General features: G+C 69.0%; 24 protein-coding genes. 11 read left to right on the forward strand and 13 right to left on the reverse strand.

Annotation, left to right across the window (positions count from 1 at the left end; all coding sequences use genetic code 11):
* Nucleotides 1-802 precede the first annotated feature (802 nt).
* A complete protein-coding gene (locus TY25_RS40820) occupies nucleotides 803-1,279 on the reverse strand; it encodes a hypothetical protein (protein ID WP_052383231.1) in 477 nt (158 codons plus the stop codon).
* Between TY25_RS40820 and TY25_RS43275 the strand changes: the two genes are divergently transcribed.
* Nucleotides 1,257-2,699 carry a YiiX/YebB-like N1pC/P60 family cysteine hydrolase gene (locus TY25_RS43275; protein ID WP_052383232.1) on the forward strand — a complete coding sequence of 481 codons (1,443 nt, stop codon included), beginning with the start codon at nucleotides 1,257-1,259 and terminating at the stop codon, nucleotides 2,697-2,699. The two genes, TY25_RS40820 and TY25_RS43275, sit on opposite strands and share 23 nt — an antisense overlap.
* A 140-nt stretch (nucleotides 2,700-2,839) precedes the next feature.
* Nucleotides 2,840-3,892, forward strand: a complete 1,053-nt coding sequence (locus tag TY25_RS27845; RefSeq protein ID WP_146153929.1) for a hypothetical protein — start codon at nucleotides 2,840-2,842, stop codon at nucleotides 3,890-3,892.
* An 8-nt stretch (nucleotides 3,893-3,900) separates the two neighbouring features.
* Here the strand turns inward: TY25_RS27845 and TY25_RS27850 are convergent, their stop codons facing one another.
* Nucleotides 3,901-4,941, reverse strand: a complete 1,041-nt coding sequence (locus TY25_RS27850) for an LLM class F420-dependent oxidoreductase (RefSeq protein ID WP_042261013.1) — start codon at nucleotides 4,939-4,941, stop codon at nucleotides 3,901-3,903.
* Between the two features lie 118 nt (nucleotides 4,942-5,059).
* Between TY25_RS27850 and TY25_RS27855 the strand changes: the two genes are divergently transcribed.
* The 4 genes from TY25_RS27855 (at nucleotide 5,060) to TY25_RS27870 (ending at nucleotide 8,829) form a co-directional block, all read left to right on the forward strand.
* Nucleotides 5,060-5,719 (forward strand): cyclodeaminase/cyclohydrolase family protein, encoded by a 660-nt coding sequence (locus TY25_RS27855; RefSeq protein WP_014986220.1) that lies wholly within the window; start codon nucleotides 5,060-5,062, stop codon nucleotides 5,717-5,719.
* A 97-nt stretch (nucleotides 5,720-5,816) separates the two neighbouring features.
* Nucleotides 5,817-6,782, forward strand: coding sequence for a TIGR03557 family F420-dependent LLM class oxidoreductase (locus TY25_RS27860; RefSeq protein ID WP_042261016.1), 966 nt, complete (start codon nucleotides 5,817-5,819; stop codon nucleotides 6,780-6,782).
* A gap of 243 nt (nucleotides 6,783-7,025) precedes the next feature.
* Nucleotides 7,026-7,775: a L,D-transpeptidase gene (locus TY25_RS27865; protein ID WP_042260916.1), complete on the forward strand. Its 750-nt coding sequence runs from the start codon at nucleotides 7,026-7,028 to the stop codon at nucleotides 7,773-7,775.
* Between the two features lie 145 nt (nucleotides 7,776-7,920).
* Entirely contained in the window at nucleotides 7,921-8,829 is a 909-nt protein-coding gene (locus TY25_RS27870; protein WP_042260919.1) for an alpha/beta hydrolase, read from the forward strand.
* 6 nt (nucleotides 8,830-8,835) lie between these two features.
* Here TY25_RS27870 and TY25_RS27875 read toward each other — a convergent pair whose 3' ends face one another.
* On the reverse strand, nucleotides 8,836-10,593 hold the full coding sequence (locus TY25_RS27875) for an ABC transporter ATP-binding protein (protein ID WP_042260920.1): 1,758 nt from the start codon (nucleotides 10,591-10,593) through the stop codon (nucleotides 8,836-8,838).
* Nucleotides 10,594-10,676: 83 nt separating this feature from the next.
* Between TY25_RS27875 and TY25_RS27880 the strand changes: the two genes are divergently transcribed.
* Both TY25_RS27880 and TY25_RS27885 read left to right on the forward strand, forming a co-directional pair.
* Nucleotides 10,677-11,102 carry a MarR family winged helix-turn-helix transcriptional regulator gene (locus TY25_RS27880; protein WP_226887283.1) on the forward strand — a complete coding sequence of 142 codons (426 nt, stop codon included), beginning with the start codon at nucleotides 10,677-10,679 and terminating at the stop codon, nucleotides 11,100-11,102.
* 219 nt (nucleotides 11,103-11,321) lie between these two features.
* On the forward strand, nucleotides 11,322-12,083 hold the full coding sequence (locus TY25_RS27885; protein ID WP_146153928.1) for a DUF8176 domain-containing protein: 762 nt from the start codon (nucleotides 11,322-11,324) through the stop codon (nucleotides 12,081-12,083).
* Between the two features lie 9 nt (nucleotides 12,084-12,092).
* On the opposite strand, the gene TY25_RS27890 is transcribed toward TY25_RS27885, so the two are convergent.
* The 7 genes from TY25_RS27890 to TY25_RS27920 form a co-directional block, all read right to left on the reverse strand.
* Nucleotides 12,093-13,226: a mandelate racemase/muconate lactonizing enzyme family protein gene (locus tag TY25_RS27890; RefSeq protein WP_042260924.1), complete on the reverse strand. Its 1,134-nt coding sequence runs from the start codon at nucleotides 13,224-13,226 to the stop codon at nucleotides 12,093-12,095.
* Nucleotides 13,223-14,602 (reverse strand): aldehyde dehydrogenase family protein, encoded by a 1,380-nt coding sequence (locus TY25_RS27895; RefSeq protein ID WP_042260926.1) that lies wholly within the window; start codon nucleotides 14,600-14,602, stop codon nucleotides 13,223-13,225. The genes TY25_RS27890 and TY25_RS27895 overlap by 4 nt, the downstream gene beginning before the upstream one ends.
* Complete coding sequence (locus TY25_RS27900; RefSeq protein ID WP_226887282.1) at nucleotides 14,599-15,192, reverse strand: thiamine pyrophosphate-dependent enzyme; 594 nt, start codon at nucleotides 15,190-15,192, stop codon at nucleotides 14,599-14,601. Before TY25_RS27900 ends, TY25_RS27895 begins: the two co-directional genes overlap by 4 nt.
* A complete protein-coding gene (locus TY25_RS27905; protein ID WP_042260927.1) occupies nucleotides 15,189-15,731 on the reverse strand; it encodes a thiamine pyrophosphate-binding protein in 543 nt (180 codons plus the stop codon). The genes TY25_RS27900 and TY25_RS27905 overlap by 4 nt, the downstream gene beginning before the upstream one ends.
* Before the next feature lie 122 nt (nucleotides 15,732-15,853).
* Complete coding sequence (locus tag TY25_RS27910; protein ID WP_029899080.1) at nucleotides 15,854-16,573, reverse strand: GntR family transcriptional regulator; 720 nt, start codon at nucleotides 16,571-16,573, stop codon at nucleotides 15,854-15,856.
* 79 nt (nucleotides 16,574-16,652) lie between these two features.
* Nucleotides 16,653-17,960, reverse strand: a complete 1,308-nt coding sequence (locus TY25_RS27915) for an MFS transporter (protein ID WP_042260930.1) — start codon at nucleotides 17,958-17,960, stop codon at nucleotides 16,653-16,655.
* A 222-nt stretch (nucleotides 17,961-18,182) separates the two neighbouring features.
* Nucleotides 18,183-19,034 (reverse strand): bifunctional 5,10-methylenetetrahydrofolate dehydrogenase/5,10-methenyltetrahydrofolate cyclohydrolase, encoded by an 852-nt coding sequence (locus tag TY25_RS27920; protein ID WP_042260931.1) that lies wholly within the window; start codon nucleotides 19,032-19,034, stop codon nucleotides 18,183-18,185.
* A gap of 258 nt (nucleotides 19,035-19,292) precedes the next feature.
* On the opposite strand from TY25_RS27920, the gene TY25_RS27925 reads away from it, so the two are divergent.
* Nucleotides 19,293-20,165 carry a YdcF family protein gene (locus tag TY25_RS27925; protein WP_052383234.1) on the forward strand — a complete coding sequence of 291 codons (873 nt, stop codon included), beginning with the start codon at nucleotides 19,293-19,295 and terminating at the stop codon, nucleotides 20,163-20,165.
* Between the two features lie 412 nt (nucleotides 20,166-20,577).
* Entirely contained in the window at nucleotides 20,578-21,378 is an 801-nt protein-coding gene (locus TY25_RS27930) for a putative protein N(5)-glutamine methyltransferase (RefSeq protein WP_042260932.1), read from the forward strand.
* A 4-nt stretch (nucleotides 21,379-21,382) separates the two neighbouring features.
* On the opposite strand, the gene TY25_RS27935 is transcribed toward TY25_RS27930, so the two are convergent.
* Nucleotides 21,383-22,213 carry an SDR family NAD(P)-dependent oxidoreductase gene (locus TY25_RS27935; RefSeq protein WP_042260935.1) on the reverse strand — a complete coding sequence of 277 codons (831 nt, stop codon included), beginning with the start codon at nucleotides 22,211-22,213 and terminating at the stop codon, nucleotides 21,383-21,385.
* Between the two features lie 32 nt (nucleotides 22,214-22,245).
* Nucleotides 22,246-23,817 carry a succinic semialdehyde dehydrogenase gene (locus TY25_RS27940; protein WP_042260937.1) on the reverse strand — a complete coding sequence of 524 codons (1,572 nt, stop codon included), beginning with the start codon at nucleotides 23,815-23,817 and terminating at the stop codon, nucleotides 22,246-22,248.
* Between the two features lie 148 nt (nucleotides 23,818-23,965).
* On the opposite strand from TY25_RS27940, the gene TY25_RS27945 reads away from it, so the two are divergent.
* Nucleotides 23,966-24,637 carry a TetR/AcrR family transcriptional regulator gene (locus TY25_RS27945; RefSeq protein WP_042260939.1) on the forward strand — a complete coding sequence of 224 codons (672 nt, stop codon included), beginning with the start codon at nucleotides 23,966-23,968 and terminating at the stop codon, nucleotides 24,635-24,637.
* Nucleotides 24,638-24,706: 69 nt separating this feature from the next.
* Here TY25_RS27945 and TY25_RS27950 read toward each other — a convergent pair whose 3' ends face one another.
* Entirely contained in the window at nucleotides 24,707-25,585 is an 879-nt protein-coding gene (locus tag TY25_RS27950) for a ferredoxin reductase (protein WP_081869150.1), read from the reverse strand.
* Nucleotides 25,586-25,638: the final 53 nt, after the last annotated feature.

Raw genomic sequence — 25,638 nt, forward strand, 5'->3', positions numbered from 1 at the left:
GGCGCGACGTCGGCGTTGGGTCCGGTGGCGGACGGGCGAGCGGCCGCACGACCGGGAGGTCGGCGGACACCAGGCCACGGACGCCCACGTTCCACAACTCGACATAGGGTCGGATGGGCGGCGGCCGCGCGACTGGCGCGACTCGGCGTTGGGTCCGGTGGGCGACGGGGCAGCGGCCGCACGACCCGGGGGACGCGGCGGACACCAGCCACGGACGCCCCCCGTCCCACGACCCGACGTCAGCTCGAATAGGCAGCGGCCGCACGACCCGGGGACACGGCGAACACCAGCCACGGACGCCCCCGTCCCACAACTCGACGTCAGCTCGAATAGGCAGCGGCCGCACGACCCGGGGACACGGCGAACACCAGCCACGGACGCCCCCGTCCCACAACTCGACGTCAGCTCGAATAGGCAGCGGCCACACGACCCGGGGGGGGCGCGGCGGACACCAGGCCACGGACGCCCCACGTTCCACGACTCGACGTCAGCTCCGATAGGCAGCGGCCGCACGACCCGGGGGGCGCGGCGGACGCGAGGCCGCGGACGTCCCCCGTTCCACGAGTCGGCGTCGGGTCGGGTGGGCGGCCGGGGCGCGAAAACCCCTCTTCGGCAACCCCTTTCATGACTACCCTGCCTCGCACACGCCGCGTGGGGCAGGCCTGGGCGGTGGGAACCAACTGGTCGCAACTGGGGAGTGCGAGGCTGGCCGGCGGAGAGGGGGTTCAATTACGGTCCCCATACCTGACGGGCACGCCATTGTCCGCGGTTCATGGAATGGGGTGGGTTCATTGGCTTTCATTCAGCGTCCGTTCGAAGCGGTGTCGCGATCGCGGCGCTCACTGGCACGTGCCGTGGCGGTGGTAGCCATGGTCGGGGCTTTGACGACGGAAGGACTCGTGCTGGCACAGCCGAGTCCGACGCCCCCGCCTGCCACCGGGACCACGACGCCGACGCCGCCGACAGCAACGAAGGCGCCGAACGCTACGCCGTCGACTACGACCGCTGCGCCGGGCTCGACGACGCTCGTCCCGAGCGGGCCACCTCGATCGAGCCCGCCGACATCGAGCCCGCCGACATTCGGCCCGCCGACATCCGGCCCGCCGACATCGAGCCCGCCCGCATCCGGCTCGCCGGCAACGACCTCGACCGCGCCGACCTCGGCGCCGGAGAGCCGATGCGCTCCCGGAGCGAAGACGAAGCCGGGAACTTGGGCTCCGACACCCAACCCCCGCCCCACGATCGAGCCGGGGAAGATGCGTTCGGACTGCGAAGCCATTCCCGACGGATTCAGCAAGGCCCAGGCGGACAAGGCCGAGACGATGGAGGCCGCCGCGGCCGTGCGCCCGGACCACCGGTCCACCCGCGAAACACCGGGCTGCCAGGTGTATTGGCCGGCACCATACGAGGTGTGCGGCGCGATTCGCGACAAATACAACGAACTCGGCGGACCGAACAGTTTCCTGTTGTTTCCCACCAGCAACGAGTTGACCAACCCGGATGGTGTCGGTAAGCGCTCGACGTTCCAGAACGGCCCCATTTACTGGTCCCCGGCCGGCGGTGCCCATCCCGTGGTCAATCACTTCTTCGCCGCCTGGCAACGCAACGGCTGGGAAGGCGGACCGCTCGGATACCCGACGTCGGACGAGGCCGTCAATCCCGACGGAGTAGGCCGCCGCCAGTACTTTCAAGGCGGCACGATCTACTGGAAACTCAACGAGGCCTACTACGTGGCGGGCGCGATCCGGGACAAGTGGGGCGAAACCGGTTGGGAGGGTGGTTGGCTCGGCTACCCGAGCACCGATGAGACCGTGTTGCCCGATGGGCAGGGGCGGATGAATCGCTTTCAGAACGGTGTCATCTACTGGTCTCCCGGCACCGGCGCGCACCCTGTGGGTGGATCGATCCTCGACAAATGGGCAAAAGCCGGCTACGAACGCAGCACGTTCGGTTACCCCACCGGGGACCAGACCAGCCGCGACAACAACGTGACCGTCGAGCAACAGTTCCAGGGCGGCCTGTTGACGGCTCCCGGCCCGGCCGCGACGGAACTGGCCTACCTCAATCCCGGCACGACCGGCGAGCAGCAGATAGCGGCCGCGCAGCGGTGGGCGCAGCAGATCGCCGCTCCGGTCATCGATGTGCTCGTCGAGGCACTACGCAAGGCGCGGGAGTACACCGAGGTCAAGAGCCCGGACGGTCCCTCCGAAGACGACTACGAGAATCTTCCGGACGCCAGGGGTAAGGGCGACATCTTCTATGCTGATTCGAGCCCGGACCTCGTGGTGATCAATAAGCTGGTCAACCATGGGCACAACGGGATCTACGTGTCGACGACGAACACCGTCGAAGCGGCACAGGGCAAGGGTGTGCACGAGATCGACAATCGCACCGCGACAAACGGGGGACGCCGACAGGTACGCAAACCACAGCTGGGCTGGATCGAGACCTCCGATGCCATCCGCACCTCGGCGGTGACCTTCGCCCGCGCCAAACTCGGGAAGTCCTACAACAACAACTTCGCCTGGAACCGCAATGTCGAGGACGATCAGTACAACTGCTCGCAGATCGTCTGGGCCGCATACATGCACGCGTCCAACGGCGACATCGACATGAAGGACAGCTTCCCGAATCCGACGCCCTCGGTATATCCCAAGGAACTCTTCAAATCCGGGTGGGTACGCAAGTATTACCCGTGACTCTGCTACGAGAAGGTGGGAACTTCGCTCGCATGGTGTGTGTCAGGGGCCGGTGGGTCGCCGGATCGGTTGCGTTGGTGCTGGCGCTGACGGCTTCTTGCGCGGACCGGCGGGAGTATCCCGGGGACGAGGTGGGTGGGGTGCCGGGTGGAGCGGTCGGGGCGGTGGTGGTCGGGCCGCTCGGGTTGGAAGCGGTCGGGGACGAAGATCGGACAATGCTTTTCGTGTTCGATCAGGAGGGGCGGGTGGTCGGGAAAGCGATCGGAGCTGCGGTCAGCAATAGTCGGGTGCTCGCCGGCTCGGGGCGGATCGTGACCTCGTTCGCCGATTCGGTGTCGGCGCTGGCGGGCAACGGCCGCGAGCAGTTCGGGATCGAGCGGGAATCCATTGTGCAGGCCGCCGCCGGGCAACCCGGTAGCGGCGCGGCCACCATCTGGTACAACACCGGAGTTGTCAACGGCGAGTACGTCAATCGCTTCGTGTCGATCGGCGCGGGCGAGGCGATGCGGGCCGGACAGGTCGCGGGGATCGTCGGAACCACCTCGTACTGCGGGGAATCCAATTACGCGGTGGTGCGGCAATCGTTCGTCGGCACCGAGCAGAACCCGACGAAGAACTGGCTCTACGCACTCGGTGCGAACAACACTCCGGTGGCGCGCGGCCAGTGGGACTACGACCCGGAATTCCGGCCGGTGACAACGACTTCCGCGTGCACCGAGGACGGCGGCGAACTGGTCACGCTGTACGCGTCCGAGCAGACCGCGACCGGCACGGGTACCGGCCTGACGTTGGTGAGATTTCGTACGGCCGACGGCGCACGCACCGAAACCGCCTTGCACATGCCCGATTTCGGCTGGGAAACGCATCGCGGTTCGTTGACGGTGGCGCACGGCAAGCTGTACTGGATCACCAGGAACGGTGACGTGCTTTCGGTGCCGCTGGACGGGACGAACACCGTGGCCAAGGAGTGGACCGTGCACGGACCGCGCGACAAGGTCGCGTTGTCGGTGCACGGACCCACCGTGTCGGCGATCAGCTATCGCGGCAAAGCCGAGTACTCCCGGTACGAACTCGCGACGGGTCGCCGCCTCGCCGGGCCGGTCGCGCTCCCCTGGCTCGACGACATCGAGGGGAGCGAGACCGAAAGCGGCGGCAGCATCTACTCCGTCGCCGATATGACCGGGCTCGGCTGAGGCGGGGCTCAGTCGCAGAGGCCGCGCAACTGCTCGATCAGCTTGACCCGCTCGGCCGGGGTGGCCGCCATCGGGACCACGTTCAGCACCGTCGCACCTGCCTCGGCGAACGCGGCGATCCGCTCCTTGACGTAGCCCGCCGGGCCGACCAGCGAGACGTCGCGCGCCAGCGCGTCGGGGACCGCCTTGGCCGCCTCTTCCTTCTTGCCCGCCAGGTACAGCTCCTGGATGCGGTCGGCTTCGGCGCCGTAGCCGTACTTGGTGGCCAGCGTGTGATAGAAGTTCTTGCCCTTGGCGCCCATGCCGCCGATATAGAGGGCCAGATACGGTTTGACGAACGCCAGCAGCGGTTCGACGTTGTCGCCGATGGCCAGCGCCGGACCCGCGTAGACCTGCAGGTCGCCGAGTTGCGGGTCGCGTTTGGCCAGACCGGCGGCCAGGGCATCGCCCCACACGTCCTTCGCCTTCTCCGGCAGGAAGAAGACCGGCTGCCAGCCTTCGGCGATCTCCGCGGTCAGCTCGACGTTCTTCGGGCCGAGCGAGGCGAGCAGCACCGGAATCCGTTCGCGCACCGGGTGATTGATGAGCTTGAGCGCCTTGCCGAGCCCGGTGCCCTGTCCTTCGGGCAGCGGGATCTGGTAGTACTTGCCGTGGTATTCGAGCCGCTCGCGCCGCCACACCTTGCGGCAGATCTCCACCAGTTCCCGGGTGCGGCCGATCGGCGCGTCGTAGGGCACGCCGTGGAAGCCCTCGATCACCTGCGGGCCCGAGGCGCCGAGGCCGAGGATGTAGCGGCCGTCGGAGACGAAGTCGAGACCGGCCGCGGTCATCGCGGTCAGGCTGGGCGTACGGGTGTAGATCTGCAGGATGCCGGAGGCCAGCTCCAGCCGTGACGTCTTGGCCGCGAGGTAGCCGAGCGCGCTCACCGCGTCGTAGGAATAGGCCTCGGGCACGAACACGATGTCCAGACCGGCCCGTTCGAGGTCCACGACCTCGGCGGCCGCCTCTTTGAAACCGCCCGAGTAGTTGATGCTCAATCCGATCCGCATGGCACTCAACATAACGCCGTATACGGGCGGCCGGTGCAGTGGGCCGGGTGCGACGGCCAACCGGTAGCGTTGACCGCGCACCGCTCCCCCTCGCCGGATATCGAAAGGCCACCCACCCGTGTCGCAGCCGAGCACGTCGTCCCAGGAAACAGCATCGTCCTTCGGCGCGGCCACGCTCGCGCAGTACCTGTCCGACCTGGCCGCCAAGATCCCCGCGCCCGGCGGCGGCGCGGTCGCCGCGCTGCACGCCGCGCAGGCCGCCGCCCTGGTCGCGATGGTCGCGCGCTACACCACCCGGGCCAAGGACGCTGACAACCGGCCCGTGGTCGACCGTGTCATCGAGGCCGCCGACGCCGCCCGGGGCCGGGCGCTCGCCCTCGCCGACGCCGACGCCGCCGCGTTCACCGCGGTGGGCGCGGCCTACAAGCTGCCCAAGGGCACGCCCGAAGAAGAGTCCGCCCGCACGGCGGCCATCAATGCCGCGCTGCTGGAGGCGGCGCGGGTGCCGGCCGCCGTCGTCGACGAGGCCGACGAGGTGCTCTCGCTGGCCGGCGAGCTGTTCCCGATCGGCAACCCGAACGTGGTCACCGATATCGGCGCCGCCGCCGACGCGTGCCGCGCCGCCGCCGCGAGCTCGCAGCTCAATATCGAGATCAACGTGGCCTCGCTGCCCGCCGCCGAGGGCGACCGTTTCGCTCCGGTGCTGCTCCGGATCGAGGAGCTGGTGGCCCGCGCCGACGCGCTGCACGCCGACGTGGTGCACGCCCTGCGCAAGTAGCCCGCGGGTTTCCGGTCCGCCCGGCCGGGTATGTCGGCGCTGAACGCCAGGTGAGCACGGTCGAACGGCCGTGCCCGACAGTGCCGAGGAGGTAGCCGTGCAGCTCGGATACAAGTTGGCCGCGGAGGCATTCGGGCCGAAAGAACTGATGCGCCAAGCGATTCGGGCGGAGTCGGCGGGATTCGACTTCGTCGAGATCAGCGATCACTACCATCCGTGGTTGGACGAACAGGGCCATTCCCCGTTCGCCTGGACCGTGCTCGGCGCGATCGCCGCGCAGACCGAACGGATCGGCCTGGCCACCGGCGTGACCTGCCCGACGGTGCGCTACCACCCGGCGATCATCGCGCAGGCCGCGGCGACGCTGGCGCTGGTCTCCGACGGCCGGTTCACGCTGGGCGTCGGTTCCGGTGAGCGGTTGAACGAGCATGTGGTCGCCCGCGAGTTCCCGGACGCCCGGATCCGGCAGGAGATGTTGCGCGAGGCGCTGGAGATCATCCGGCTGCTGTGGCGCGGCGGTTATCAGTCCTACGACGGGCGCTACCTGTCGCTGTCGGACGCGCGGGTTTTCGATCTGCCCGAGCAGTTGCCCGTGATCGCGGTCGCGGCCAGTGGGCCGCCGTCGGCCCGGATCGCCGCCGAACTCGGCGACGGACTGTTCGCCACCGAGCCGAAGCCGGAGATCATCGGGCACTATCGCGACAGCGGCGGGGACGGTCCCCGCTACGCCGAGGTGCCCATGGCGTGGGCCCTCGACGAGTCGACCGCGGCCAAGGCGGTGCTGGAGACCAGCCGCTGGGCACTCACCGGCTGGAAGGTGATGAGCGAACTGCCCAACCCGGTGAATTTCGACGCGGCGTCGCGCACCGTGCGCGAAGAGGACGTGCTGGCGCAATTCGCCTGTGGCCCAGACCCTTCCCGCTACGTCGAGGTCGCGCAGCAGTACGTCGACGCAGGTTTCGACCATCTGGTCATGCAGAACGCGGGACCGGACCCGGACGGCTTCATCGATTTCTTCCAGCAGGAACTCGAACCCCGGCTGCGCACCCTCGAGCCGTCCTGATCAGTCCGGCGCGTGCCACGGGGTGAGTGCGATCTTGCCCCGCATGCAAGCCGCTGATCTGCACGAACGATCGTTTGGTGGGACTTTCGGCGGGTTTGGCGGACGGCAAGGCGGGTAGGCAACATAGAGAGGGGCATGGTCCGGTTACGACTGGACTACGGCCGGGATCGATTCGTGGATCGAGTTGATCATGAGGCCTAAAATTGCATTCTTGCCTACCCATATCTCGTAAGGGGTGGAGCCATGAGAAATGTGCTCCGGTATCTGTTCTTGATGATCTTGGTCGCGGCAATGGCCATCTGGTGGTCCGGTACCGCGACGGCCGGTATGGCCGGTACGGCGACAGCCAATCCGATCGAACTGATCGGGCCATCCGACGGGCAGGTGGTGGGCGTCGCCCACCCGGTCACCATCCGGTTCGCGCAACCGGTCGCCGATCGGGCCGCCACGGAACGCACCGTCGATATCCGGGCCACCGATCCACTGCCCGGCACGTTCGCGTGGACGACCGACCGGGAGGTCGTCTGGACGCCGACCGGGTATCTGCCCACCAACGCCCGGATCAGCGTCGGCGTCGGCCAGGCCCGCACCGAATTCCGTACCAACGTAGGCGTTTACGGTGACGCCGATATGTCCGCCCACACCTTCACGCTGACCGTCGGCGGCGAATCCAGGACAATGCCCGCCTCGATGGGCAAGCCCGGCTTCGAGACGCCGTCCGGCCGGTTCCCGGTGCTGGAGAAGGCACGCTCGGTCGTGTTCGACTCCAGGACGATCGGCATCCCGCTGAGTTCGCCCGAGGGCTATGTGATCAACGGCGAATTCGCCGAGCGCCTGACTTGGGGCGGGGTGTACATCCATTCCGCGCCGTGGTCGGTGGAGCAGCAGGGCAACTCGAACGTGAGCCACGGCTGCATCAACCTGGCCCCGGATGACGCCGCGTGGGTCTACTACACGATCAATATCGGCGATCCCGTCACCACGCACTGGTGAGCAACCGCCACCGTCACCGCACGACAGCGCGGTGACGGCGGTCCGCAGGCTGTGACGGGCGCCACCCGGTACTACGGCTCCGATTCGTGCCATGATCGAGCAAATGGGACACACGGTCTCTTTCGATGGCATCAGGAGCTGACGGATGGCACCACGTTCGGACATCGAATTCCGTTCGCACGGAACGACACTGCGCGGCTGGCTGTATCGCCCCGAGACCGTGGACGGCGACGTCCCCCTGGTCGTGCTGGCGCACGGGCTCGGCGCGGTGAAGGAGATGCGCCTCGACGCTTTCGCCGCACGTTTCGCCGCCGCCGGCATCGCCGCCCTGGTCTTCGACTATCGGCATTTCGGCGCGAGCGATGGTACGCCGCGTCAACTGCTGAGCATCAGCCGCCAGTTGGCGGACTGGTCGGCGGCGATCGACTACGCGAGCACCCTCGACGGGATCGATCCGTCCCGAATCGCTTTGTTCGGCACATCTTTCAGCGGCGGCCACGTGCTGCAGGTGGCGGCACGGGACCGGCGCGTCGCGGCGGTCGTCTCGCAGTGCCCGTTCACCGACGGACCGACCTCGGCGACGACCGTCGGGCTGCGGCCGCTGCTGGGCATCGCGGTCCGGGCCGGGCTGGACGTCGGCGCGGCCGTGCTGCGCCGCGCGCCGGTCACCGTCCCGCTGACCGGCGCGCCCGGCACGACGGCCCTGATGAACGCGCCGGACGCCGCCCCCGGCTACACCGGCCTGGTGCCCGCCGAGTTCACCCACCACGATGCGATCGCCGCACGGATCGGGCTCACCCTCCCCCTGTACCGGCCCGGCCGCGCTCTGCGCAAGATCGCCTGCCCGGTCTTCCTCGGCGTTTGCCTGACCGACAGCGTGGCGCCGCCCGGCCGCACCCTGCGCTACGCCGCGGCCGCCGGGCCGAACGTCGAGGTGCACGAGTACCGGGCGGGCCACTTCGACATCTACGTGTCGCCCGATTTCGACCAGGTCATGGCCGACGAAACCGCCTTCCTGGTCGAGCATCTGCGGGTGCGCCCGACCTCGGCCTGACCGCGCTCACGCCGCGGCAGGTAGCGCCTCGTTGCGGGAAACCAACGCCGCGTATCGGTTTTCACGCGCCATGAGCTCGTCGTGCGTGCCGCTCTCCACGACGCGCCCCTGGTCGAGCACGACGATCTGGTCGGCGTCGCGGATGGTGGACAGGCGGTGCGCGATGGTGATCGTGGTGCGCCCGGCCGAGAGCGCGTCGATGGCCTGCTGCACCTGTTGCTCGGTGTGGGTGTCCAAGGCGCTGGTCGCCTCGTCGAGCACCAGAATCGGCGGATCGCGCAGGATCGCACGGGCCACCGCCAGCCGCTGCTTCTCGCCCCCGGAGAACCGGTAACCGCGCTCGCCCACCATGGTGGCGTAGCCCTCGGGCAGGCTCATGATGTGGTCGTGGATCTGCGCGGCGCGCGCGGCGGCATGCAGTTCCTGTTCTGTCGCATCGGGTTTCGCGAACCGCAGATTGTCCGCGACCGAGGCGTGGAACAGGTAGGTCTCCTGCGAGACCACCCCGACCGCACCGGCGAGATCGGCGAAGGACAACTCGCGCACGTCTTTTCCGTCGATGGTGATCCGTCCGGAACTCACGTCGTAGAGCCGGGCCACCAGGTAGCCGAGTGTGGTCTTGCCGGAACCGGTTTCGCCGACGACGGCCAGGCTCGTCCCGGCCGGCACGCTGATGTCGATATCGCGCAGCACCTCTCGATCACCCGCCGCGTAAGCGAACCCGACGTGTTCGAAGCGCACCGCGCCGGTCACCGGACCGAGCGGGACCGGCCGCGCGGGTTCCTCGATATCCGGCTTCAGATCGAGGTATTCGAAGATCCGGCCGAACAGCGCGAGCGAACTCTGCACCTCGACGCCGGTGGAGAGCAACTGCACCATCGGGCGCAGCAGCGTGGTCTGCAGGGTGGTGAACGCGACCAGCGTGCCGATCGACACCAGCGGCTTGCCCGCCGTGACGGTCAGTCCCGCTGCCCAATAGATCACCGCGGGCATCGCCGACATGACGATCGTGATGGTCGACTGCCGCCACCGCCCCGCCATGCTCGCCCGGATCTCCAGATCGACCAGCCCGCGCGATTCGCGCGCGAAACCGTCCACCAGCGCGGGCGCCCGGCCCATCGTGCGGCCGAGCAGGATGCCGCTGACCGAGAGCGACTCCTCCACGATCGCCGACATGCCCGCCAGTTTCTGCTGGCGCTGGGCGGTGATCTTGCGGCGCTCGTTGCCGACCCGGCGACTCACCCAGACGAAGAAGGGCAGCATGACCAGCGAGACCAGCGTGAGCCGCCAGTCCAGCACGATCATGGCGACGATCGCGGCGAGCACCGTGGTGAAGTTCGAGACCAGCGAGGTCGCGGTAGAGGTGACGGTGGACTGCATGCCGCCGATATCGTTGGCGATGCGCGACTGCACCTCGCCGGTGCGCGTTCGGGTGAAGAAGGACAACGGCATTCGCTGTAGCTGCGCATACACCGCCGAACGCAGATCGTGCATCACGTCCTGGCCGACGGTGGTCGAGATGTAGGTCTGCAAGACGCCGAACACACTGGTCAGCGCCGCGACCGCGACCATGCCCGCGGCGAGCAGGGTGAGCAGGCCGGTGCGCCCGTGCGGCAGCGCGTCGTCGAGCACCGCGCGCAGCATGAACGGCGAGGCCAGCGCGACCACCGAGGAGAGACCGACGAGCGCGGCGACCGCGGCCAAGCGGGCCCGATAGGGGTGGAACAGCCGGACGATCCGGCGAAGCTGAGCTGGGGGCTGCATAGGCGGCTCCTTCCGAGGAACTACGTCATGAAACTGAGCATGGCTCATAATTGTTCCCGAAACAATGAGTTATGCTCAGAATCATGGAGACCGCCGAGACCGACCTCCCCGAACTGTTCCTGCGCGCGGCCAAGCGGATCCGCCGCAATCAGTCGTCCCGGCTCGCTCCGCTCGGCCTCACCCCCGCTCAGGCCCGCGCCCTGCGGATCATCGGCCACCAGCAAGAACCGCTGCGGATGACCGCGCTGGCCGAGCGGCTCGGCATCGTCCCCCGCTCGGCGACCACCGTCGTCGACGCACTCAGCGCCGCGGGACTCGTGCACCGCACGACCGATCCGGCCAGCCGCCGCGCCACCCTCGTCACGCTCACCGACACCGGTCGCGCCACCCTCGGTCGCATGGCCGAAGCACGCCGCGCAGCCGCCGAAGAACTCTTCGCCACCCTCACCCCCGAGCAGCGCGAAACCCTGCGCACGCTGTTGGCGGCTTTGGACACCGCAACCTGCTAGCACTGTCGACTTACCTGATCCCCCTGGCTCGATTCGGTCAATTCGCCCATTTCGCGAGACTTACCGACCGGTACCTGCTCGATGCGCGGGTACGCCCGCAAATGAGCAGTATTCTGCCCGGGGCGACGGCATCGTCGGCGGGACCTGCGGGTCCGAGCGTTGCTGCATTCCGGGAACGCTGCGGATAACCTGGCGGTATGACCTGAAGAAGGTGGGGCGATGGATCGACCGGAGATGGGCTCACGGCCCGACAACGATTACGGGCGGGGGCCACAGATGATGCGACGCGGCGGACCGGACCAGCCGTCCGGACCCGACGACCGGTATCAGGGGGCGTACTCGGATTGGATGGACCGGCTGCCGGAACCGGAACCCGAGCCGGCCTACGAACCCGGTTACCAGTCCGGCTATTTCGAAGACGAGTTCAGCGGGCTGATCGACCGGTCCCGCGGCAGGCGCTCGGCGAAGCGGTGGCTGATTCCCGCGCTGGGCGTGGTCGTGGCCGGCGCGCTGGCGGCCGTCGCGTTCGTGGTGTTCGGCGGCAACTCCGCGCCCGACACCGCGGCCGCGCCGACGCAGACCCTGGTGCCCGCCGCCGCACCGGGCGCACCGTGCGAGGCCGAACGGGTCGGCAACCGGATCAAGGGCAACGATCCGGGCGGATTCGACTCCGGCCCGGCCGCGATCTTCGCTTTCCAGCACGCGTACTACGTCGCGCGTTCCGGCGCAGAGGTCCGTGCGGCGACGACCCCCGATGCCGCGGTGGAGTCGGCCGAGGCCATCCAGCGCGGTATCGACACCATCCCGGTCGGCACCACCTACTGCGTCGCGATCACGCCGGGCGCGTTCGCCGGGCAGTACATGGTGGTGGTGACCGAGAACCGGCCCGGCCGCACCCCGGTCACCTACAACCCGCAGCTGGTCACCACCACCAAAGACGGGGCGCGCACGCTGATCAGTGCCATCAGTCCCGGCCAATGAGACTGGGCGTCAGGCGAATTCGTACTCGGCGACAGCCCGCTCGTCGAATTCGATGCCGAGCCCGGGACGCGACGGGATGTGCACCTGGTTGGCCCCGTAGCGCAGCCGGGTCTCGGGCGTGAGCAGCCGTTCGAAGTTGTAGATGCCCTTCTCCAGCGCGAAGTACTCGACCACGAGCGTGTTGCTCACCGCGCCGCACAGGTGCACATGCAGGTTGTGGTGCCAGTGCGGCGCCATCTGCAAGCCGAACGCGTCCGCGGCGTGCGCGACCCGCAGCCATTCGGTGACGCCGCCGACGACACCGGCGTCGGCCTGCAGGACCGCGGCCGCACCCGCTTCGATGAGCTGACGGAATTCCCAACGCGTCTGGTGGATTTCGCCGGTGGCGACGGGGGTGCGGATCTGCGCGGCCAGTGCGCCGTGCCCGGCGATCGCGTCGGGGGCGAGCGGCTCCTCGAACCACCACAGTCCCTGCTCGCCCGCCGCGCGCTCGAAAGCCTCGATGGCGGTGCGGGCTTCGTGCACGGAGCGGTAGGCGTTGTTGGCGTCGAGCGCGAGCCGGCCGGTATCGCCGATGGCCTCGATCGCGGCGGCCACCCGGCGCGCGTCCTCGGCCACGCTCAGACCGCCGACCTTGATCTTGTGATCGGTAAAGCCTTGGCCCGCATTGAATTCGATCTCCTTGCGCACCGCCTGCGTCCACTCGCCCTCGTCGGGCCGGTAGTAGCCACCCGATGCGTAGGCGGGCAGCGGAGCCGTCGCGCCGCCGAGCAGACTCACCAGGGGCAGGCCCGCCCGCTTCGCGCGCAGATCCCACAGCGCGATGTCGATCGCCGACAGCGCCCGCAGCACCGCACCGCGCCGGCCCGCCAGCAGCGCCTCCTGATAGGCCAGGCTCCACAGGCCGGACACGTCGTTGTGGTCCGCGCCGAGGTACACCGGCGCCAGCACATCGTCGATCGCGCATTTGGTGAGCGTGCCGCCGCTGGTCCCGGCGTAGGTGTAGCCGAGCCCGGTCGCGCCACTGTCGTCGGTGATCTCGACCAGCACGTAGTGCCGATCGGTCAAGTCGCGGTTGGACATTCGGGTCGGCTTGTCGACCGGGATACCGACGACGCGGGCTCGGACACGGGTGATGGTCATCGACTGCTCCTCGCGGAAGAGGCGGTGCGTACCGCCTGGATATTGGCGAATTCGGTGGCGCCGTAGCTGCTCAGCTCCCGGCCGTGCCCGCTGGCTTTGACCCCGCCGACGGGCAGGCGCGGGTCGGATTCGGAGATGCGGTTGACGAAGACGGAACCCGCCGCGACCCGGTCCGCGAGTTGCTGTACCCGCCCGAGGTCTGCGCCCCAGATCGAACAGCTCAGGCCGTAGGCGGAGGCATTGGCGGCGGTGAGCGCGGCGGCGGCCGAAGCGACCGGCAGCACCGCGCCGAGCGGACCGAATGTTTCCTCTTGAAAGGCAACGGCATACGTGTCCGGCACGGTCACGATGGTCGGCGGGAACCAGGCGCCCGGGCCGGAATCGGCTGCGCCGCCGGTCAATACCGTGCCGCCCGCGGCCAGTGTCGCGGTCAGCTGTCTGCGCAACTCGTCGCGCAGGTCGGCCCGTGCCATCGGTCCGATATCGGTGCCGGGCAACATCGGGTCGCCGACGACGAGTTTGTCCAGCTCGGCCACCATGGCGTCGGTGAAATCGGGAAAGACGCGCTGTTCGACGATGATTCGCTTCGCGGCGATGCAGCTCTGCCCGACATTGAGGAACCGGGAACGCACCGCCGCGGCCGCGGCGGCCGCGATATCGGCGTCGGAGAGCACGATGAACGGATCGGAGCCGCCGAGTTCCAGGACGACCTTCTTCACCGCCGCGCCCGCGCGCGCACCGACGATCGCGCCGACCCGATTGCTGCCGGTGAACGCGACGGCGGCGATACGGGCGTCGTCGATGAGCGGGCCGATCCGGTCCGGCGGCAGCACCACACTGGTCAGCACGCCGGTGCCGCACACCTCGTCGAACAGCCGCTGCACGGCGACGGCGCAGCCGGTGACGTTGTCGGCGTGCTTGAGCAGCACCGTGTTCCCGATCGCGAGGGCGGGCAGCATCGACCGGAACACCTGCCAGAACGGGTAGTTCCACGGCATGATCGCGAGCAGCACGCCCAGCGGGCGGACGCGGATCTGCCCGCTCTCCGGGAACACGTCGACCGCTTCCGGCCGCAGCAGATCGGCGACCCGGTCGGCGTAGTAATCGCAAGTGAGGGCGCACTTTTCGAGTTCCGCGGCAGCCTGGGTGATGGGTTTGCCCATCTCGGTGGTGATCAGCGCCGCCAGCACCGGCGCGTCGGCACGCAGGCGGGCGGCCAGCAGGCGCAGCCGGTCGGCCCGGTCCGCGACCGGCTCGTCGGCCGCCCGGCGCGCGGCCGTGACGGCCCGGTTCAGCAGGGTGGACAGCTGATGGTCGGGGGTGAAAGCGTATGCCTCGAGCGGATTTCCGGTGGCCGGGTCGATCGTGGTGATCATCGGGCCGCCTCGGTCACCCGGGCCGCCAGCCAGTCCTGGAACCGGCGGCCGAGCACCACCGGATTTGCCAGCAGCTTCGGCACGCCGGTCGCGTTGCCCACCGCGATCCGCACATGCAGGAACACCGGGCCGTCCAAGGTCAGCGATTCGGCGAGCCGGGCCGACAGCTGTTCGGGATCGGCGGCCCGCAGCACGGTCCAGCCCGCCGCGGTCGCCAGCTCCCCCAGGTCGATGCGCGAACCGTAGGTCGGCAGGTTCGCGGTCGCGCCATAGACGCCGTTGTCCAGCAGCACCAGCACCAGCTTCGAGGGGCGCAGGAAACCGCCCGTGGCAAGCACATTCGGGTTCATCAGCAAAGAACCGTCACCCTCGACGGTCACCACCTTCGGCACCCCGGTATCGGCGAGGCCCAGGGCGATCCCGGTGGCGACCGACCCGGCCAGGCCCATCGCGTCGAGCAGATACAGGTGGTTGGGGCGGTCGGCGACGGCGGCCAGCTCCCGGCTGGAGGCGGCGCAGGTCACGACGACGGGCAGGTCGGCGGTTTGCTCGGCGACAAGTCGCAGAGCGTCGATGCGTTGCACGATCACGCGGCCTTTCCGTCGGTCGCCCAGAAGTGGGCGAGCACCACCACCGGCCGAAATGTCATGCGCGCGTGGACGCCCGCCTCGGTCACCACCTGTTCCCAATCCGAAGCCGTACTGCGCCGGTCCAATTCGAAGAACGGGAGGCCGAAACGCATGAGCACGCCGGGGACATGCTGGCTGAACGTGTGGATCATCGAGTTGTATTCACCGAGGCCGCCGCGCGTGTTCGCGACGATCAGCAGCGGCAGGTGGTAGGCCAGGTTGAAGGTGGTCAGCGCGGTCAGCGCGTTACCGAAGCCGTTGTCCTGCATGACGATCGCGCCGAGCTTGCCGGTGAGCGGCAGCGCGCCCAGCACGCCCGCCGCCTCCTCCTCCCTGGACAGCGGAAAGACCCGCTCGGACCGGCCCGCCGCACCCCCGCTGGTCTGCACCAGCGCGTTGATGACGGGCGCCACGCTCACCGACGGCACGTACCCGACCAGATCCACCTCCGCCGCCCAGATACCTCTGGCGACCGACGCCGCATAAGAGTTGGAATTCACGAATGTCCCTTCGCCGGACCAGCTGCCGAGTAGCAGCCCACTTAATATGAGAAACATACTACTCTCAACGAGTAGCATGCAACTCTCACTTAGAGGTCAGCCACGGGACGGCGAGGGGTCGGTCAGTAGGTGACTTGGTCGCCTTCGGGGACCGAGACCGAGACCCAGCGACGCCATTCGGCGACCAGGCCGCGGTTGTCGGCGCTGCTGTGCGCGACGAGCAGGTCACCGGAGCGGACCAGATGCTTGCGCATCGCGCGTTCGGCCGCGACGCCGTCGCGTTTGCGCAGGGCGTCGATGATGTCCCAGTGGTCCTTCAGGGCCGTGTCCACGGTCTGGTACCGCGGCACGCTGTGCCTGCCGTCCAGGGCGAGGGTCTGGCGCAGTTCGGCGACGAACTTGGCCAGCCGGCGATTGCCGCTGGCCTCCAGGATCAGTTCGTGCAGGCGTTCGTCGGCGGCGAAGTATTCGGCGCCGCCGTCGGCGGTGCGTTCCATGATCCGGTATTCGGCCAGCATCGCCTCGTCGTCGCGGCTGGTCATCACCGCCGCGGCGCTGCGACAGGCCGGCGGCTCCAGCAGCACGCGCAGGCTGCACAGGTCGACGATGCCGCGCCCGTCCTGGCCGAGCACCCGTGCGCCCCGATTGCGTTCGATCTTGACCAGGCCCAGATCGGCCAGCTTCAACAGCGCCTCACGCACCGGCGTCCGCGAGGCCCCGAACCGTTCGCCCAGTTCGCGCGACGAATACAGCACGCCACGCTCGAGCCGCCCCTGCCGGATCGCGTCCCGGATCTCGGCCGCGATCTGCTCGGACTTGCTGTCTACCGCATCCTCCGACAAGGCACCTCTTCAAATGGACCGACGCAACGGGAAAACGCCCGTGGCACAGCGGCCCCGGGCGATTCACCAGCATAGTCGCTCAGGCGCTCGGCACCTTCGAGGCGCGGCGCGCCTTCGACCGCACCGCGATCGCGCCGACCACGCCCAGCGCGCCCACGTTGGCCAGGATCATCACCGCGATCGCGAAACTGGTGTGCCCGCCGGACGCGTCCTTGATCCAGCCGAACGCGTACGGACTGACGAATCCGGCCGCGTTGCCGAGCGAATTGATCAGCGCGATACCGCTGGCCGCGCCGACGCCGGCCAGATACGCCGTCGGCACCGCCCAGAACAGCGGCTTCGCCGTCTGCGCCGCCATGGTCGCCACGGTGATCGCGGTGAACGCCAGCAGCGGCGAGCCGAGCGCGAACGCCGTCACGGTGAAGGCGACCACCGAGATCGCCAGGGCGACCAGCACCGGTTTCGAGGAACGTTCGTCGCGCACCAACCGTCCGGTGACATACATTCCGATCGCGGCGAGCAGGAACGGCACCGCCGACAGCCAGCCGATCTGCGTGCTGCTCAGGCCGTGCCCGACCTCCTTGACCACCGTCGGCATCCAGTAGGCCAGCGGGTACGCACCGCACAGCAGCAGGAAGTAGGCCAGGCACAGCGCGAGGACGCGCTTGTTCCGCAGTGCGGCGAGATGCCCGGCGGGGGCGGTCTGCGCGCGTTCGGCGTTCTCGGCCGCCAATGTCTCGGTGAGCCAAGCCCGTTCGGCGTCGCTGAGCCATTTCGCCTGCGCGGGCGTCTCGGTGAGCCCGAAGAAGAACACCACGCCGAGCAACACCGCCGGGATGCCGCCGACGATGAACACCCAGCGCCAGCCGTCCAATCCCAGTGCGCCGTCGAAGGTGTCGAGGATCCAGCCGTTGAGCGGACTGCCGAGCACGCTGGCCACCGGGATTGCCACCATGACGGTCGAAATCACCTTGGTGCGTTCGGCATTCGGGTACCAGCGGGTGAGATACACGATGATGCCGGGAAAGAAGCCCGCCTCGGCCACGCCGAGCAGGAAGCGCAGCAGGTAGACCATCTCCACGTTGACCGCGAACGCGGTCAGGGTCGCGATGATGCCCCAGGTCACCAGGATCCGGCTGAGCCAGATCCGCGCGCCGACCTTGGTCATGACGATGTTGCTCGGCACCTCGGCGAGCACGTAGCCGACGAAGAAGATGCCCGCGACGAACCCGTACTGGGTCGCGCTCATCCCGAACGTCTCCTCCATACCGAACTTCGCGAAGCTGACATTGATCCGATCGATGTAGCTCACGATGTAGCCGATCACCAGCAGCGGCACGATCCGGCGGGTGATCTTCCGGATCGTATTCGCCTGCAGCGCATCCATTTTCTTTCCTCCACAGCACAGAGCCAAGCTGTGATGGCATGCCACTTGCCTAAGTAACATGTCTCACTTAATGAGTAGCATGCTACTCATGCTGTGACCTGACGCACAAGAGTTTCACGACAGCCTCGCGCCGGCGGCCGAAATACGCCGACGGCCGGACCCGGAGCCTTACGGGCCGGGTCCGGCCGTCGGAAGTGGCGAGGAAACTGTGCCCCGGAAAGGTCAGCGGCGGGCGTGCTCCGCCGCGACGACGACGTGGCGCATCAGCAGGGCGGTGGTCACCGGGCCGATGCCGCCGGGGACGGGGGTGAGGGCGGCGGCCTTGCCGCGCACCGATTCCGCGTCGACATCGCCGACGATGCTGCCGTCGGCGGCCTCGTTGGTGCCGACGTCGACCACCACCGCACCCTCGCGGATGTGCTTGCCGGTGACCAGGCCGATCCGGCCCGCGGCGGCGACGACGATATCGGCGGCCGAGGTGACGGCGGGCAGGTCGGTGGTCTTCGAGTGGCAGACGGTGACCGTGGCGTTCTCCGCGAGCAGCAGCTGGGCCAGCGGCTTGCCGACGATATTGGAGCGACCGACGACGGCCACATGCTTCCCGGCGAGCGGGACCTGATGGTGCTTGAGCAGCTCGACGACCGACTCGGAGGTCGCGGCGACGAAACCCTCGAGCCCGGAGGCGAGCAGCCCGAGCGAGAGCGGGCTCACCCCGTCGACGTCCTTCGGCGCGGCGATCGCGGAGCTCACATCCTCCAGCGTGATGCCGGCGGGCAGCGGCGTCTGCAGCATGATCCCGTCGGTCTCGGGATCCGCGCTGCGCGCCGCGAGTTCCGCGCGGATCGTCTCCGCGCTCGCATCGGCGCCGAGATCGACGGTGTCGCAAGCGATTCCGAGCCGCTCGGCGGCCTTGCGCAGCGAGTTGACGTACCAGGCGCTGGCCGGGTCGTCGTTCGCCACGATCAGCGCCAGGCGCGGTGCGGCACCGGACTCGGCGTGCGCGGCAGCGCGCTGCTTGGTGTCGGCGTTGAGGGCGGCGGCGAGTTCCTTGCCGGTCAGCGAAACGGTATCCACGTTGTGACACCTTATCGGGCGCGCGCGGTGGCACCGCCCAACGGCTCCGGGCCCGCGCCGAGGGCGCATCGGACATCTGCGGCAACTCGCCCGCCGGCGGCGCCCGGTTTGTCCCCGTGCCCAAAAATAAAACTCAGAATCCCCCCGGTTAATACGTGATTTCCAGATCAACCCGCCGTATGGTGGGCACTGCTTGCCCCCGGCTAACTGCCAGCACGTGCCCAACCCGGTCTGATTCGCGGAAAGGTGTCGACTGTAGTGAAGATCTCGAGGCACTGGACACATCTCGCCGCGACGGTGCTCGCGGCGCTCACCCTGACCGCGCTGTCCGCGGTTCCGGCCGCGGCCGGACCGGAGACGGACGCCCTCTACAACTCCGCCCAGCGCAACTTCACCGACGGCGACGACGTCGCCGGCCGCGCCGACCTGCGCAACCTGATCGGCGCGGACCCCAACGACGCCGAAGCCCTTGCCCTGCAAGCGATCTGGTCGCACTACGCGAACGACCTGCCCGCGCTCGCCGACGCCATGGCGCGGTTGAACATCCTCGATCCGCAATTGGCGGCGGGTACCAACAACGTGCTCGGCGCCATCGGCGCGGCGGTCGGCACGCTGCCCAACCCGATGCCCGCGCTGATCGGCCCGGAGACCGGCATCGTCGTGCTCGGCTACGGGCTGCTGCCGGACGGCGCGCTGCGCCCCGAACTGGTGAACCGCCTGATCGCGGCCTGGTTGCAATCGATCGCGGCGCCGCTGTCGCCGATCGTGGTCACCGGCGGCAACCCGCAGAACGGGATCGCCGAGGCAGACGCCATGGCCGGTTGGCTGATCGGGCACGGCGTACCGCCGACCCGCATCCACGTGGAGAACCGGGCCGGTTCGACCGTACAGAACGCGTTGTTCGCCACCAAGATGTTGCGCGATGTCGGCGCGACCAGCGCCGTGGTGGTCACCTCCCCCAACCACATCCGGCGCGCGGTCGCCGATTTCATCGTCGCGGGCACCCGCGTGGTCGGCGCGACCACGTCGCTGGATCAATTGGTCTCGCAGTTGCCCCCGCCCTCGCGCCAATCCCAGCGCGGCATCTACCTCGACGCAACCCGCACCTTCCAACTGGACACCGCACGCTGACGCCGGCTCGCCGCTAAGCGGCTGGCAACCCGCCCTCGCACGCCCCGTTCCGCCCGCGCATCCGGTCCTGCCGCGCAAGTCCTGTCACGTCGCGCACGTCTTGTCCTGCCGCGCACGTCTTGCCACGCCGCGCGCGTGTCTGTCGATCGACACGCGCGCGTGACGGCGAAACATGCGCGTGACGTCACGCCGCGCACGCCCCGTCACGCCGCGCACGCCCCGTCACGCCGAACACGCCCCGTCACGCCGAACACGCCCCGTCACGCCGAACACGCCCCGTCACGCCGCGCGCGTGTCCGGCGACTGACACGCGCACGGATGGCGGAAGGTGCGCGGGGGTCGTGGTCCGTGCGCGACGTCACCGGATAACCGCTGGCCAGACCTGATCCGGGCACGGCAGGATGGCCGGGTGATGGCAGGTAGAACCGAGGTGGTCGCGACGCTGCGGGCGGCGGGCTGCGTCTTCGCCGAGGACGAGGCCCGCCTGCTCACCGCCGCCGCGGCCGAGACCGGGGCCGAGCTGGACGATCTGGTGGCCCGGCGCGTCGCGGGGACGCCGCTGGAGCATCTGCTCGGCTGGGCCGAGTTCCACGGCTTACGCGTCGTGGTCGCGCCGGGCGTCTTCGTACCGCGGCAGCGCACCGCGTTCCTGGTCGAGGAAGCGGCCGCGCTGGCTCGCACCCGGACCCGGCATCAGGTGGTGGTCGATCTGTGTTGCGGCTCAGGCGCTTTGGGCTTGGCCCTCGCCACGACCCTGGCGGCCGAGCGGCGGCCCGCGACGCTGGCCGCCGCCGATATCGATCCGATCGCGGTGGACTGCGCGCGCCGCAACCTGACCGCGCTCGGCGCCCCGGTCTATCAGGGCGACCTCTTCGATCCGCTTCCCGAGGAACTGCTCGGCTGCATCGATATCCTGCTCGCCAACACCCCCTACGTCCCGTCCGACATGATCGCGCGGATGCCCCCGGAGGCCAGGGACCACGAACCGCGCGCCGCCCTGGACGGCGGACCCGACGGTCTCGACATCTTCCGCCGCGTCGCCGCGGGCGCGCGGTCCTGGCTGGCCCCCGGCGGCCACCTGCTGGTGGAAGCCGGTGCGGCACAGGCAGAATCCGCGCTCGCGGTGCTGGCCGAGCACGGACTCGCCGGCCGGATCGCCGCCTCCGCGGAGCAGTACGCCACCGTCGTGATCGGCACCAGGCCGACCGGCTGAGGCGCTACTTCTTGCGCCCGGTGAACTCGTCCATCGAGTGGTAGACCCCGACCGAGTTGAGGAAAAGGTCGCGCAGCTTGATCGGGAGCAGGCCGGAGATCGCCTTGTTGAGCCGCGAGGTCCAGGGCAGGATCACCAGCGGCGTCCCGTTCTTCATCTCCCGCCACGAGGTGTCGACCACCTCGTCCTGCTCCAGGATCGGCGTGAACAGGAAGCCCTTCGCGCCGTCGAACATGCCGGTGTTGATGTAGGTCGGGCAAACGGTGGTCACCTTGACGTGCTGGTGACCCGCCTGCTCGAGTTCGATCCGTACCGAATCGGACCAGCCGAGCGCCGCCCACTTGGACGCCGCGTAGACGCTCATCCGCGGGTTGGACACCAGGCCCGCCGACGACGCGATGGTCAGCACGCGCGCCTTGGTCGAGCCGGCCACCATGGCGGGCAGGAATTCCAGCGTGACGTACATGGGGGCGTGCGCGTTGATGGCCATCGTCTGCGCGATGTCGGCCCGGTTCTCGGTGTCCCAGAAGTAGCTGTTGCCGCGCACGATGCCCGCGTTGTTGACCAGGATGTCGATGCCGCCGACCTCGGCGCGGACGGACTCCGCCGCCTCGGCGATCGCCTGCGGCGCCGAGACGTCGACCACGAAATGGTGGATGTCGCCGCCGAGCGCGGTCAGCTCCGCGGCGGTCTCCTTCAGCGCCACCTCGTTGATGTCCCACAGCACTACGGCGGCCGCGCCCTCGCGCACCGCGCGTTCGGCGAACAGCTTGCCCAAGCCCATGGCGGCACCCGTGACGAGCACCTTCTTACCCGCAACCGTGTCGAGTTTCATCCGTCCCTGTCTTTGCTCGATATCGCCGGAAGTCATTTCTGGCGCAGTGTTTTCATGACGCCGAAGTAGAGCGTCATGGTCTTGGCCCACAGCTGTTCGGACATGCCGGGCAGCGGCGCGATCGGCAGTACCCGCTGCACCGCGATGGTCTGGGTGTCGATGTATTTCAGCAGGCCCTCGGGGCCGTGCCGGCGGCCGGTGCCGGAGATGCCGAGCCCGCCCGACGGTGCGTCGGCGCTGCCCCAGGCCGCGATGAAGCCCTCGTTGACGTTCACCGATCCGGCGTTGATCCGCGCCGCGACCGCGCGGCCCCGCTCGGTGTCCTTCGTCCACACGCTGGCGTTGAGACCGTAAGCGGTGTCGTTGGCCTCGTCGACCGCCTCGTCGTCACTGGCGACCCGGTAGATCGAGACGACCGGGCCGAAGGTCTCCTCGCGGTACACGGTCATGCCGGGGCGCACCCCGCTCAGCACCGTCGGCTCGTAGAAGTACGGCCCCAGATCGGGACGGGCCCGCCCGCCCGCGAGCACCGTCGCGCCCTTGGCCACCGCGTCCTCGACATGCGTTCGCACCGTGTCCAATTGGCGCGGGAAGGTGAGCGAGCCCATGTCGCTGTCGAAATTCAGGTCCGCGCCGAGCGTGATTTCCTCGACGTGCCCGACGAATTCGCGGACGAACTGGTCATACACCTTCTCGTGCACATAGATTCGCTCCATCGATTCGCAGAGCTGCCCGGCCGAGGCGAAGCAGGCGCGGATGGCGATCTTGGCGGCCCGGGTAACGTCGGCGTCGGCCAGCACCACCAGCGGGTTCTTCCCGCCGAGTTCGAGCGAGTAGCCGATGAGCCGCTCGCCCGCCTGCCGCGCGATGGTGCGACCCGTGGCGCTGGAACCGGTGTAGTCGACATAGTCGGCGCGGCCGATCACCTCGCCGCCGATCACCGAACCGCGGCCGAGTACCGCCTGCCACAACCCTTTCGGCAGCCCGGCCCGTTCGGCGGCGTCGATCGCCCACAGCGCGATGAGCGCGGTCTGGTTGTCCGGTCGCGCCACCACCGCATTGCCCGCGACCAGCGCGGGCAGCGCATCGGAGACGGCCAGGGCGAGCGGGTAATTCCACGGTGAGATGACCGCGACCACGCCTTTCGGGCGGTGCCGCACGTCGACCCGGGTCAGCACCGGCAGCACACCGCGTGGCTTGCGGGTGGCGAGCAGTTTCGGCGCGACCTGCGCGTAATACCTGGCGTTGACCGCGACATCGCCGACCTCGTCGAAGGCGTGCGCGCGGGACTTGCCGGTCTCGGTCTGCACGATGTCGAGCACGACGTCCTGCTCGGCCAGCACGATGTCGTGGAAACGGCGCAGCACGGCGGCCCGCTCCCGGATCGGGCGGCGCGCCCACTCCTGCTGCACCGCCCGCGCGGTCGCGAAGGCGCGGTCGATATCGGCGACCGAGGACTGGGGCAGATCGGCGATCTTGCGTCCGGTGGCGGGCGCGAACACCTCGACGGCCGGCGCGCCGCCCGCGACGGCACGCTCGAGCAGGGGCTGGATCAGCGCCGACGGCAGGGCGTCGGCGGCAGCCAGCGGGGAGGCGGTGGTCATCGTCGGCCCTCTCGGTCGGCGTGTCATTAACTGAACACTAGTGTTAGATTAATGGACGTGCCGCGCTTCGTGTCAAGCTGTTCGTCATGGAACACAGACATGGCAGGCTGCCGACTGTGAGGCAGCACCATGTGGGTGGCGCCGCGTCGTGACCGAGGCGACCACGCGGCGGGGCCGCCCGCCGCAGACCCCCGAGCAGGCCGAGGAGGTCCGGGCCAGAATCGTGCTGGCCACCGCGGAGGTGTTCACCCGCAACGGTTCTCGCGGACTGAGCGTCGCGCAGATCATCGAGCAGGCCGGGCTGGCCAGGCCGACCTTCTACCGCTACTTCGGCAACGCGACCGAGCCGCTGCACGTCCTGCTGGACACCTCGAACGCCGGTCTGGTCGACGGCATCGCCGAGGCCCTCACCGGCACCGACGAACCCGTCGAGCTCGGTATCCGGCTGATCGACGCCTATCTGGCCTGGGCCGGCGGGCACGGCGCGATGCTGCGGCCGCTGTTCGCCGAACTACACGACCCGGCCTCGCCGGTGTCCGCCTACCGGGAGCGCGCGCTCGACGATATCCGCGACCTGGTCCGCGCGACGTTCACCGAGCTGGGCCGTCCGGTCCCGAGCCCGCTCGACCTCGACGCGGCCCTGCACGTCTGCGAGTACGTCGTCTACCGGATCTCGTCCGGCACCGCGCCCGGCGCGGAGCCCGATCCGGCGACCGTCGCCGAGGCGCGGCTCACCATGATCCGGGTGCTGCTGACCACCCTCGGTACCCGTACCGATCTCGCCTATGCGCTGGATCTGCCGGGCATCTTCCCACACTGACCCGAGCGCACGCTTCACGTTTCAGCCCCGCGAACCCGGCGAGCGTCGTTGATCGCCGGATTCACAGGTTCATTGGGATGCGTTGTCCCGCATCGGCGCCGGGGCGAAACGTTCGGTGTGCACCGTGGCGGTCGGGTCGTGCAGTGCGAGCAGCTCCCGGCCGGCTTCGGCGAGCACAGGCGGGCCGCAGACGTATACCGCGGCCCCCGTAGGTGTCTGCGCGAAGATCATGCGCGGATCGGGCAGGCCGAATTCGTCGTCGGGGCGCACCACCACATCCCCGCCGGTGAGCCGGGCCAGCTCGCACAGGAACGGCATCCTGGCCCGCGATCGGCCGAAATACATGAGCCGCCACGGTGTTCCGGCGCGCTCGGCGGCAACGACCATCGGCAGGATCGGCGTGATCCCGATCCCACCGGCGACGAACAGATAGCGCGCAGCGGCCAGCAGCGGAAAAGCGTTGCGCGGCCCCCGGATCGGCAACCGGTCGCCGACCCGCAACCGCTCGTGCACCTCACGCGAGCCGCCGTCGCCGTGCTCGAGGTAGCGCACCGCGATGCGGTAGTACCCCCGGTCGGCCGGGTCGTTGGTCAGTGAATACTGCCGCAGTCGGCCGGACGGCAGACACAGCTCGATATGCGCTCCCGGAGTCCAGGCCGGCAAGGCATCGCCGTCCGGGTCGCGTAGGCACAGGCTGACGACGCCGTCGGCCTCCGACTCGATCCGGTCTACGACAACCTCGAATCCGTTGCGGCGCAGTGACTGCGGTAATGTCTCGGCGAGCATCGCGGGACGCTGCCCGGTCGGCTGCGCCGGCCGCCGCGGCGCGACGCGGGGCCCGATCGTCGGCTCGCCGGAGCGGAAAGCGGCTGGGCCCGTACCGAACTCGAAGGTCACGGCGCATGTGCGACGCACCTGCGGCTGATCGACGTATCCAGTAGAGCCCATCTCGCATCCTCATCTCTGATCGGCGAAGCACAAGCGTTCTCGCAATCTATTGA

This window comes from Nocardia brasiliensis NBRC 14402, assembly GCF_000308475.2.
GTDB classification, from domain to species: Bacteria; Actinomycetota; Actinomycetes; order Mycobacteriales; family Mycobacteriaceae; genus Nocardia; species Nocardia brasiliensis.

Coding starts and splice junctions, on each gene's coding strand:
- TY25_RS43275 (WP_052383232.1), top strand. CDS start 1,257: ATGCGTTCGGACTGCGAAGCCATTCCCGACGGATTCAGCAAGGCCCAG.
- TY25_RS40820 (WP_052383231.1), bottom strand. CDS start 1,279: ATGGCTTCGCAGTCCGAACGCATCTTCCCCGGCTCGATCGTGGGGCGG.
- TY25_RS27850 (WP_042261013.1), bottom strand. CDS start 4,941: ATGCGGATCGGATTGAGCATCAACTACTCGGGCGGTTTCAAAGAGGCG.
- TY25_RS27865 (WP_042260916.1), top strand. CDS start 7,026: ATGAGAAATGTGCTCCGGTATCTGTTCTTGATGATCTTGGTCGCGGCA.
- TY25_RS27870 (WP_042260919.1), top strand. CDS start 7,921: ATGGCACCACGTTCGGACATCGAATTCCGTTCGCACGGAACGACACTG.
- TY25_RS27875 (WP_042260920.1), bottom strand. CDS start 10,593: ATGCAGCCCCCAGCTCAGCTTCGCCGGATCGTCCGGCTGTTCCACCCC.
- TY25_RS27880 (WP_226887283.1), top strand. CDS start 10,677: ATGGAGACCGCCGAGACCGACCTCCCCGAACTGTTCCTGCGCGCGGCC.
- TY25_RS27885 (WP_146153928.1), top strand. CDS start 11,322: ATGGATCGACCGGAGATGGGCTCACGGCCCGACAACGATTACGGGCGG.
- TY25_RS27890 (WP_042260924.1), bottom strand. CDS start 13,226: ATGACCATCACCCGTGTCCGAGCCCGCGTCGTCGGTATCCCGGTCGAC.
- TY25_RS27895 (WP_042260926.1), bottom strand. CDS start 14,602: ATGATCACCACGATCGACCCGGCCACCGGAAATCCGCTCGAGGCATAC.
- TY25_RS27915 (WP_042260930.1), bottom strand. CDS start 17,960: ATGGATGCGCTGCAGGCGAATACGATCCGGAAGATCACCCGCCGGATC.
- TY25_RS27930 (WP_042260932.1), top strand. CDS start 20,578: ATGGCAGGTAGAACCGAGGTGGTCGCGACGCTGCGGGCGGCGGGCTGC.
- TY25_RS27935 (WP_042260935.1), bottom strand. CDS start 22,213: ATGAAACTCGACACGGTTGCGGGTAAGAAGGTGCTCGTCACGGGTGCC.
- TY25_RS27940 (WP_042260937.1), bottom strand. CDS start 23,817: ATGACCACCGCCTCCCCGCTGGCTGCCGCCGACGCCCTGCCGTCGGCG.
- TY25_RS27950 (WP_081869150.1), bottom strand. CDS start 25,585: ATGGGCTCTACTGGATACGTCGATCAGCCGCAGGTGCGTCGCACATGC.